The organism is Holdemanella sp. DFI.5.55 (assembly GCF_020593575.1).
GTDB classification, from domain to species: Bacteria; Bacillota_I; Bacilli_A; order Erysipelotrichales; family Erysipelotrichaceae; genus Holdemanella; species Holdemanella hominis.
In genome coordinates, this window is sequence record NZ_JAJDMK010000433.1 from 1 (window position 1) to 221 (window position 221).

Sequence of the window (221 nt, forward strand, 5' to 3'; positions counted from 1 at the left end):
TTTTAACTGCGGATAAGGAGGCATTCCTTCAAAAGGAGAAGAAATATTATGAGGGTCTGCATGAGCAGGAGGCACAGCTGCTGCAGCGGCTGCATGAAAAGGATATCAGCATGGAACAGTATCGCCGTTTGATGGAGCCGATCTCTAATGTGCTGCAAAAGGAAGAAGCCTTTCAGGAGGTGCTGCAGGAATATGCATATATAAAGCAGGATCCATCACGG

At 47.1% G+C, this 221-nt stretch carries 1 pseudogene; it reads left to right on the forward strand.

The features are described from left to right. Positions 1-221 (forward strand): annotated as a pseudogene (locus LJE08_RS14705) (hypothetical protein); the annotation flags it as partial.